This is a genomic window from Mesorhizobium sp. M7A.F.Ca.CA.004.04.2.1 (genome assembly GCF_004022825.1).
Taxonomy (GTDB): domain Bacteria; phylum Pseudomonadota; class Alphaproteobacteria; order Rhizobiales; family Rhizobiaceae; genus Mesorhizobium.
Genome location: NZ_RZPH01000176.1, coordinates 1 through 8,040, shown reverse-complemented (window position 1 = coordinate 8,040; position 8,040 = coordinate 1). Strand labels below are relative to the sequence as shown.

8 protein-coding genes and 1 pseudogene are annotated in these 8,040 nt (G+C 65.9%); 3 read left to right on the top strand and 6 right to left on the bottom strand.

The window, feature by feature from the left end; translation table 11 throughout:
• The 3 genes and pseudogenes from EN893_RS10780 to EN893_RS10770 all read right to left on the bottom strand — a co-directional run.
• Nucleotides 1-625 (bottom strand): annotated as a pseudogene (locus EN893_RS10780) (SH3 domain-containing protein); the annotation flags it as partial.
• 285 nt (nucleotides 626-910) lie between these two features.
• On the bottom strand, nucleotides 911-1,675 hold the full coding sequence (locus EN893_RS10775; protein ID WP_127271223.1) for a metallophosphoesterase family protein: 765 nt from the start codon (nucleotides 1,673-1,675) through the stop codon (nucleotides 911-913).
• 74 nt (nucleotides 1,676-1,749) lie between these two features.
• Nucleotides 1,750-2,106 (bottom strand): helix-turn-helix transcriptional regulator, encoded by a 357-nt coding sequence (locus tag EN893_RS10770; protein ID WP_127269317.1) that lies wholly within the window; start codon nucleotides 2,104-2,106, stop codon nucleotides 1,750-1,752.
• 199 nt (nucleotides 2,107-2,305) lie between these two features.
• Here EN893_RS10770 and EN893_RS10765 point away from each other — a divergent pair, with 199 nt between their 5' ends.
• The gene (locus tag EN893_RS10765; protein WP_127269318.1) at nucleotides 2,306-3,484 is read left to right on the top strand and encodes an MFS transporter; all 1,179 of its coding nucleotides are present in this window, start codon (nucleotides 2,306-2,308) and stop codon (nucleotides 3,482-3,484) included.
• Between the two features lie 24 nt (nucleotides 3,485-3,508).
• Here EN893_RS10765 and EN893_RS10760 read toward each other — a convergent pair whose 3' ends face one another.
• The gene (locus EN893_RS10760) at nucleotides 3,509-3,964 is read right to left on the bottom strand and encodes a MarR family winged helix-turn-helix transcriptional regulator (protein WP_127269319.1); all 456 of its coding nucleotides are present in this window, start codon (nucleotides 3,962-3,964) and stop codon (nucleotides 3,509-3,511) included.
• Between the two features lie 206 nt (nucleotides 3,965-4,170).
• Here EN893_RS10760 and EN893_RS10755 point away from each other — a divergent pair, with 206 nt between their 5' ends.
• Complete coding sequence (locus tag EN893_RS10755) at nucleotides 4,171-4,965, top strand: SDR family oxidoreductase (protein WP_127269320.1); 795 nt, start codon at nucleotides 4,171-4,173, stop codon at nucleotides 4,963-4,965.
• 320 nt (nucleotides 4,966-5,285) lie between these two features.
• Here EN893_RS10755 and EN893_RS10750 read toward each other — a convergent pair whose 3' ends face one another.
• Entirely contained in the window at nucleotides 5,286-5,885 is a 600-nt protein-coding gene (locus EN893_RS10750) for a LysE family translocator (RefSeq protein ID WP_127271220.1), read from the bottom strand.
• 98 nt (nucleotides 5,886-5,983) lie between these two features.
• Between EN893_RS10750 and EN893_RS10745 the strand changes: the two genes are divergently transcribed.
• A complete protein-coding gene (locus EN893_RS10745; protein ID WP_127271238.1) occupies nucleotides 5,984-6,853 on the top strand; it encodes a LysR substrate-binding domain-containing protein in 870 nt (289 codons plus the stop codon).
• A 346-nt stretch (nucleotides 6,854-7,199) separates the two neighbouring features.
• On the opposite strand, the gene EN893_RS10740 is transcribed toward EN893_RS10745, so the two are convergent.
• Nucleotides 7,200-7,850, bottom strand: a complete 651-nt coding sequence (locus tag EN893_RS10740; protein WP_127271024.1) for a dihydrofolate reductase family protein — start codon at nucleotides 7,848-7,850, stop codon at nucleotides 7,200-7,202.
• Between the last annotated feature and the right edge of the window lie 190 nt (nucleotides 7,851-8,040).

Sequence of the window (8,040 nt, the reverse complement as noted above, 5' to 3'; positions counted from 1 at the left end):
TGTCGGCGGTGTGCACCACGCTGACCTTGCAGCGCTCCATCGGCTGGCCGACATAGCGGGCGCAGGGAATCTCGGGATCCGGCGAGACGTCAGGCGCCGCCAGCGCCAGTACGTACGCATCCTGCATGGCGGCGCGGCCGATTTCGGCGGCGGATTTTGGCGTGCTTTCGGCTGCCGGGCCGGCGCCGCCAAGCCGCGCCGTCAGGTCGGGCGGTGCGACCGGCGCGCTGTTGGCCGGGCCGGTGGCATGGGATTGATCCGGCGCCGAGGACTGCCCGGCGTCATTGGCGCTGCCGGTGGAGGCAACCACCGGCGCGTCGGCCGGTCTTGTCTCGCCTTCGACATAGGGAGCCGGATTGAGGGGGATGAGATAGCGCGCCGGCGCCCAGCCGCTCAGCTTCTCCTTGCCCGTGCTTTCGATTTTGCACCATTTGTAGCCGTTGATGTCGTTGCAGCCGAGATTGGTGACCATGTCGCCGCTGCTCAGCCGCGCCTCGACCGTGGCGACCGGCGATGCGGTGGTGCGGACTTTGAGAAGGTCGTCCGGCGCCAGGCCGGTGACGACGGAGATGACGAGCTCCGGCGCCTCTTGGGCCATCTCTTCAGCCATAGCGGGGGCAATCACCGGCCACGCCGTCATCAACAGCGGAGCCGCAATCAGCGCATGGAGGGTTGTTCGGAGCGTAACTGTGCGCCTCATCTTTTGGCCGTGCGCTGATACCGTGCCGCGGCGGATCGAGCCCGCCGCAAGCCCGGCCGGTTTTATAAGGGACGACGCGGCGCCATGTAAGCCCGAAAATTCGGCTCGCCGTTTCGCCAGCCTCAACCCGGACCGCCGGGCCGTGAGGCAGCTCAGCTGGACGGGCGTGAACGCGCAAGAGCGTTCAGCCGGGCATGAACGCAAGAGCGTTCAGCCGGGCAGGGGCATGAAGCCGGTTCTGAGCGCGTGAGCCCATTCCGGCCGGCCCGCCTGTTCGGCTTGCCTGGCGGCCGCCTCGTGGTCGTAGTCGACGGCGATGGCCTCGAAGCGGTCGGGTTGGCCGTTGCTGCCCAAGGTGACGATGCCGTAGCGCGCATGCGGCGAGCCCTGCTCGGAGACATGCGCCGGCGGTGTGGAATCCTCATAGGCAGGGCAGCCGATGCTGCCCGGATTGAAGATGACGGGACCATCGGGGACGCGGATCAGTTCCGCGCGGTGGCTGTGGCCGCACAGCGCGATGCGGCAAGCCGGGTCGAGCGTCTTCAGCCGCCGCCGGATCGCCGCCAACGGCGCACGCACCAGCTGGCCATTGACGATGGTATCGGCGAGATATTTCTCGTCATGGTCGGGACGGGCGTGGAAAGCGATGATTCCGGGTGCGATCTCCAGCGTCAGCGGCTGGGCGAAAAGCATCTGGCGCTGCGTCTCGGTCAGCCGCTCCTGCGCATAGACGTCGGAGGGCCACATGGTGTCATCGGCGGGGTCGGCGGCGACACGGCGGTCGTGGTTGCCGCGCACGGTCGGCAGGTTCAGCGCCTCCAACCGCGCAAATGTCTCGCGCGGCCAGAGCGGGCCGGAAACGCTGTCGCCGAGATTGACGGTCAGGTCGGCGCCGCCGCGCCGCTCCAGATCGTCAAGCACGGCGTCGAGCGCCAGCACATTGCCGTGGATATCGGCGAGGACGGCGATGCGCATTTCGGGAAGCTCCTGTGTGACGCCGCTTTTCCTTTTCCCCACGTTCGTGGGCGAGGAACCCAAGTTCTGCAAGGTCAGGCGTGCACTTCAATATCGTGGCCGCCGACCGCCGGCAGTGCCGGATCGTCGCCGGCGGCGGCGATGACGCTGTCGAGCAGGCCGGGGAAGCGGGCGTCGAGATCGGCGCGGCGCAGTGTGATCATGCGGTTGGTGCCGACCACCTCGGCGCGGGTGACGCCGGCCTCGCGCAATTTGGCCAGGTGGTAGCTCAGATTGGTCTTCGAGCCGAAATCGAGGAACTGGCTGCAGTTCAGCGGCACGCCTTGCTTGCTGGCGAGATAGCGCACGATGGCGAGCCGGGTCGGGTCGCCGAGCACGCCAAGCACGATCGGCAGGCTGATCTGGTCCGTATTGGGGTGTGGCAAGGTCATGGCTCGAAACTAAGCACAGTCGGGTCCGATTTCAACGCATCCATCATTGTTGGCCCGCACGCGGCCTTTCTCCGTCTGGCGCCGACCTGTGCTGACACAGGGCTGTCAGGAAGGTTCAGCTATTTTTCCCTGGCTTCATTGACATGATGCCCTATTGTGTCCAATTGTTCAATAACTTTTGAACTAAGGACATCCCGCCATGGACAAGCGCCTTTTCTGGCTCGCGCTCGGATCGTTCACGATCTCGACCGAAGGCTTCGTCATCTCCAGCCTTCTGCCCGACATCGCGGCGGATGCCGGTATCTCCATTCCGCTGGCCGGCACGCTGATCACCGCCTTTGCGCTCGCCTATGCGATCGGCACGCCGATCCTGGCGACGCTGACAGGCGAGTGGGACCGGCGCCGCGTCATCCTGTGGACGCTGGTGTTCTTCGTGCTCGGCAACGTCGCCGCTGCCTTGAGTTCCTCCTTCGAACTGCTGCTGGTCGCGCGCATCGTCATGGCGCTGTCGTCGGGCCTGTTCGCCGCAACCGCGCAAGGCACCGCGGTGGCGCTGGTCGATGACCATCACCGGGCGCGTGCCATCGCCGTCGTCGTCGGCGGCACCACGGTGGCCGTTGCGCTCGGTGCGCCACTGGGCGCGCTCGTTGCCACCGTTGCCGGCTGGCGCGGAACTTTTTTTGCCATCGCCGGCCTTGGCGCGCTTGCCGGCGCGATCCTTTGGTACCGGCTGCCGCGGGGCATCGTTGGCACCAGGCTGCCCTTGAAGCGCAGGCTGGGGGCAGCGCTGCGTCCCGGCGTGATGCCGATCCTGTTGACGACAGTGCTGGCGCTGATCGGCGCCTTCACCGTCTTTGCCTATGTCGCGCCGCTTGCCATCGAGGGCGGCGGTCTCAGCCAGATCGCGTTGCCCGGCATGCTGCTCGCCTTCGGCGTCGGCGCCGTCATCGGCAACATTGGCGGCGGCCAGGCTGCCGACCGGTTCGGCGCGACCCGCACCGTCGGCTGGTCGTTGGCGCTGAGTGCCGGCATGCTGGTCCTGCTGTCGGTCATCCCGACCTTTCTGCCGCCGCATATTGCCGGACCGGCGCTGATGGCGATGATGGTGCCGTGGGGCATCGTCGGCTGGGCCTTCCCGCCGGCGCAGGCCAGCCGCATCATCAAGCTGGCGCCCGACGCCGCACCGATCGTGCTGTCGCTCAATGCTTCGGCGCTCTATCTCGGCGTCGCACTCGGCGCGGTGGTCGGCGGTGCCGTGCTGCGCTACGGCGCGCCGGCCGATCTCGGCCTGGTCGCCGCGATCTTCCCGATCATCGGGCTTGGCATCGTGGTCGCCGGCCGCCGGGCGGCTCGGCCTGTAGAGATGCCTGCCGAGTAATCTCTTTGAAAGCCGTCGGCCGGCTCAGCTGGCCGGCGGCAGATCGAAATCGAGCGCGGCGATGTCATCCAGCGCCGCGCGCAGCTTTTCAGCCTTGTCCCTGCCGACGACATCCTCGAAACGCTGCTGGGCGATCTGCCACAGTTTCATCGCCGCCTCGAGCTTGGCCAGCCCCTGCGGCGTCAGCCGCACACGCTTGACGCGGCGGTCGTCCGGGTCGGCGAAGGTCTCGACATAGCCGTCGCGGATCAGTGGTTTCAGCGTATGGCCGAGCGCCGACAGGTCCATGATCAGCGACGCGGCGATGGCCCCCATCGCCGGCTCGTCGCCGATATGGATTTGGTAGAGCAGTCCCTGCTGTGTCGCCTTGAGGCCTGACGGATCCACCACATCATCATAAAACTTGCCGAGTTTGCGCGCCGCGCGGCGCAGCGCGGCGTTGTTGCAGAGCGTGAGGCCGGGCAAGCTGTCCTTTGACATGATGGTCCTTGGCGCCGGCGAATGACGCCCGGCTGCACCCCTCAAATAATCCCCGTCCGTATCATTGACAAGATAGTGGCATATGCCTACTTCGCAATTAGTGGTATATGCCACTAAATCAATCAAGCGGCTTCCGGCAATGCGGCAGATGCCACGGCGCCGGATCAGTCGAAACGAACCAGATCAGTCGAAGAAGGAACAGGACAATGAGTGGACAGGGCAACAAGGGCACGGCGGTCGTCACCGGTGCTTCGTCGGGCATCGGCGCGGTCTATGCCGACCGGCTGGCGGGGCAGGGCTACGATCTGGTGCTGGTGGCGCGGCGCGCCGACCGGCTGGAGGAACTGGCCGGGAAGCTGCGCCAGACCTATGGCCGCAAGGTCAGCGTGATCAGCGCCGACCTCTCCAACGACGGCGACGTCCGCCGCGTCGAACAGGCGATCGCCAGCGACGACAGCGTGACGCTGCTGGTCAACAATGCCGGCCTTGGCGGCCAGTCCGTGGTGGCAACCGCCGATGCGGACGCTGCCGAACGCATGATCAAGGTCAATGTCATCGCCCTGACGCGGCTGACCCGTGCCGTGCTGCCGGGGTTTTTGGCGCGCAACCGAGGTGCGGTCGTCAACATCGCCTCGGTGCTCGCCTATGAGACCTCGTTCGGCGGCATCTACAGCGGTACCAAGGCCTATGTCGTCAACTTCACCGAGGCTCTGCACCGCGAGGTCGAGGGTACGGAGGTGAAGGTGCAGGTGGTGCTGCCGGGCGCGACACGGACGGATTTCTGGGAGCTTGCTGGCAGCGATATCGACCAGCTTCCGAAGGAAATCATCATGAGCGCCGACGATATGGTCGATGCGGCCCTTGTCGGCCTTGCCAGGGGTGAAGCCGTCACCGTGCCGGCGCTCGCCGAGCCAGCCAAACTGGACATTTTCCTCGGTGCCCGGCAGGCCTTCTACGGCAGCCTGCACGCCGACAAGCCGGCAGCCCGCTACGCGGCTTGAGGGCCACCTCTGTCCCCCGCTCTGTCGCTACGCTATGCACACATCTTCTGTGACTGGCGTGACTGATCGGTGTGAGGCTTGATTGCCACGTGGTTCCCCCAATCCGTCGCTGCTTCGCAGCGCCACCTTTCCCCCCTCCGGAGGGAAAGGAAGGGAGCTTTGCTGGACGAGCGTTGACGGCAAAAAGCCTGGCGCCTTTCCTCTACCCCGTCGATCGGGGGAGAGGTGGCTCGGCGAAGCCGAGACGGAGTGGGGGTCGACCAGCGCCGCATAAGAGCTTTGTTGGGGCAAGCCCCAGGTTCTGCAAGGCCGCCGCGTCCCTACACCGTCCGCCACATCGGAATGATCGAGGCGGCCAGCACCAGTGCCAGCACGATGTTGAGCGCGCGCCATTGCCATTCGGTCTTGAGCAGCCGCGCCAGCACCATGCCGGCCACGCACCACAGTGAAAGCGAGGCGGCGGCCGCGAGGCCGAAGGTGGCGCCGAGCAGCAGCGCAAGTTGCACCGGTCCGCTGGCCAATGCCGCGAACGAAGCCGCGGCGCCTAGTCCCATCGCCCAGCCTTTCGGGTTCATCCATTGAATGCCGGCGCCGCCCAGAAAGCTGTTCGGCCTGGCCATGCTCACATCCAGATTGGGCGGTCCGCTGCGGCCGATCTTGATCGCCAGCCAGAGGAGATAGAGCGAGCCGACGACCTTCATGGCCAGTTGCAGCGAAGGCACGGCAAGCAGCAGACCGGCAAGCCCGGCGGCAGCGGCACCCGTGACGGTGGCGAGGCCGGCGGCGCTGCCGACCAGCAGGGGCACGGAACGGCGAAAGCCGAACTGCGCGCCGGACGCCGTAGACAGGGTCGTGGCGATGCCGGGCGTGGTGGTGGCGACGATGGCAAAAAGGATGAGCGGGAGAATGGGCTCGAGCATGCGGCGTCCTCTGTCAGAGGGCTGCGATCGTAGCTGCGTGCGAACTTCAGTAAATGCAATGTTTGCTATGGTCAGCATTAGGATAGATAATGCCACCCATGATCCGAAATCTCGACATGGCGCTGATCCGCACCTTCATCACCGTCGCCGACAAGGCCAGCATGACGGCGGCGGCCAATGCGCTGCACCTGACGCAGGGTGCTGTCAGCCAGCAGGTCAAGCGGCTGGAGGAGGCGCTCGGCTCCAGCCTGTTTACGCGCGACCGGCGCGGCTTGCGGCTGACGCGCGCCGGTGAACAGCTGTTCGGCAGGGGCAAGCGGTTGCTGGCCTTGAATGACGAGATCTGGGCCGAGATGGCTGGGACTTTGGTGGCCGGCCAGGTGCGGCTCGGCGTGCCCTACGACCTTGTCGGCACCTTGCTGGCGCCGGTGCTGAAGACCTATGCCGAGACCTATCCGCAGATCGAGATATCGCTGGTCTGCGCCTCGTCGCCGGAACTGACGGCTGCCCTTGCGGCCGGGACCATCGACCTTGCGGTGATCGAGGAACGCGTCGGCCCGTCGGCCGGTGAGTGCCTTGCCATCGACCGGCTGGTCTGGGTCGGTGCCAAGGGCGGCATTGCCCGCGCCAAGCGGCCGCTGCCGGTCTCGATCGTCGCCGATACCTGCGCCTTCCGTCCGGCGGTGCTGGCGGCGCTCGGTGAGCATGGGCTGGAGTGGCGCACCGTGTTCGAAAACGGCAACATCGACGCGACGACGGCGACGGTGCGGTCGGACCTTGCCGTCACCACCTGGCTGGCCTCCACCGTGCCGGCCGATCTGGACATACTGCCATCGGAGTCCGGCCTGCCGCCGCTGCCGAATTTTGCCATCAACCTGCATCTGCCGAGGCACGGTGTCGGGCCGGCGGCGCAGGAATTCGCGCGGCATATCCGCGACGGGCTGGCGCGGCGGCCGGTGGCTGCTTGAGCCAGGCAGAACTTGGGTTCCTCTCCCCCGTCGATCGGGGGAGAGGTGTCGAGTTGTCCGAACCGGATAGATAGGTAACAGAATGGACCGATAGCATGGGTGACAGTTTTCTTGCTGGTCGGGTATGTCTGTCTTGCGGCGGCGGCGCGATTGACGAGCGGCTTCCCCCACTCCGTCGCTGCTTCGCAGCGCCACCTCTCCCCCCTCCGGAGGGAGAGGAAGGGAGCCAACCTTTCTAAAGCTCGCGCCTTTCCTCTACCCCGTCGATCGGGGGAGAGGTGGCTCGGCGAAGCCGAGACGGAGTGGGGGTCGATCTTTCATCGTGGGGCGAGGAACCCAGGTCCTGCTACTTCCAGTTCTTGCGCCGTTCGAGCTCGGCCTCGGATGGCTCCCCTGTGACAAACGAGCCGACCTTGATCTCGCCTGATCGTTCGTAGGTCGCCATGATGACGCCGGTGCTGGTTGCCTGCGACTTGATGAGCTTGAAGGCGGCCGGCATCGCGCTGTCGCCGAACAGCCGCTTGCCCTTGCCCAGCAACAGCGGGAAGATCATCAGCCGAATTTCGTCGATCAGCCCGTTGGCGAGCAAGGTCTGGATCAGATCGCCAGAGCCCTGGATGAGCAGGTCAGGGCCATCCTCCTGCTTGAGGCGGCGCAACGTCGCGACGATATCGGGTCCGAGCGCTTGCGTGTTCTGCCAGGTGAGGGTGTCAGGCCGATGCGTCGCCACATATTTGGTCGCGGGGTTGAAGGCATCCGCGATCGGATCCTTCTGATACGGCCAGTAGGCGGCGAAGATGTCGTAGGTTCTGCGGCCGAGCAGCAGGGCGAAAGGCTTGGAGAACAGTTCATCCATCGCCGCGCCCCCCGCCTCGTCAAAGTAATGGAAGGTCCAGCCGCCGAACTTGAAGCCGCCGACCGGATCCTCTTGCGGGCCGCCGGGCGCCTGCATGACGCCGTCGAGGCTGACGAATGTCGCCGAGATGATCTTTCTCATTCCAGTGCTCCCGTTCTTCGGTCCACGCCGTCGTGGCCGGACTTCAGCCCAAGGACGGGCGACGAGCCACCAGTCCGACATATAAATTTTGGCGAACCACCATCATTTGCGAGGCCCGGGGTGGAGATCTTCCGACGAGAACCAGACATCGCCCGATATGGCGGTGGCGGTGTCGTCCGGCGCCCTGTCC

Bases quoted from the DNA above. Each gene is read 5' to 3' on its own strand.
- EN893_RS10775 (WP_127271223.1), bottom strand. From the start codon at position 1,675: ATGCGCATCGCCGTCCTCGCCGATATCCACGGCAATGTGCTGGCGCTC.
- EN893_RS10755 (WP_127269320.1), top strand. From the start codon at position 4,171: ATGAGTGGACAGGGCAACAAGGGCACGGCGGTCGTCACCGGTGCTTCG.
- EN893_RS10760 (WP_127269319.1), bottom strand. From the start codon at position 3,964: ATGTCAAAGGACAGCTTGCCCGGCCTCACGCTCTGCAACAACGCCGCG.
- EN893_RS10745 (WP_127271238.1), top strand. From the start codon at position 5,984: ATGATCCGAAATCTCGACATGGCGCTGATCCGCACCTTCATCACCGTC.
- EN893_RS10740 (WP_127271024.1), bottom strand. From the start codon at position 7,850: ATGAGAAAGATCATCTCGGCGACATTCGTCAGCCTCGACGGCGTCATG.
- EN893_RS10770 (WP_127269317.1), bottom strand. From the start codon at position 2,106: ATGACCTTGCCACACCCCAATACGGACCAGATCAGCCTGCCGATCGTG.
- EN893_RS10750 (WP_127271220.1), bottom strand. From the start codon at position 5,885: ATGCTCGAGCCCATTCTCCCGCTCATCCTTTTTGCCATCGTCGCCACC.
- EN893_RS10765 (WP_127269318.1), top strand. From the start codon at position 2,306: ATGGACAAGCGCCTTTTCTGGCTCGCGCTCGGATCGTTCACGATCTCG.